This window comes from Paraburkholderia sp. EG286A (genome assembly GCF_040965375.1).
GTDB lineage: Bacteria > Pseudomonadota > Gammaproteobacteria > Burkholderiales > Burkholderiaceae > Paraburkholderia.
This window is the reverse complement of the sequence record NZ_JBFRCB010000039.1, coordinates 1-357: the sequence shown is the minus strand read 5'-3', so window position 1 is coordinate 357 and position 357 is coordinate 1. Positions and strand designations below refer to the sequence as shown.

The window sequence follows — 357 nt, the reverse complement described above, 5'->3', positions numbered from 1 at the left end:
TTGGGCTTACGGCGAGGGGGCCTTTCACCCCCTTTATCGCTACTCATGTCAGCATTCGCACTTCCGATACCTCCAGCACGCTTTTCAACGCACCTTCGCAGGCTTACGGAACGCTCTCCTACCATGCGTACGTTCCTTTAAATCCACCACGACTCACACACCAACGATCATTGTTGGGTGCTTTGTCGCTGCTGCGCAGCGACAAGCGTGGTGCGCTTAAAGGAACGCACGCATCCGCAGCTTCGGTATATGGCTTAGCCCCGTTACATCTTCCGCGCAGGACGACTCGATCAGTGAGCTATTACGCTTTCTTTAAAGGGTGGCTGCTTCTAAGCCAACCTCCTGACTGTTTTAGCC

1 rRNA gene is annotated in these 357 nt (G+C 54.1%); it reads right to left on the bottom strand.

Features of this window, described 5'->3' with window-relative positions:
- Window positions 1-357 (bottom strand): 23S ribosomal RNA (locus AB4Y35_RS42140); the annotation flags it as partial.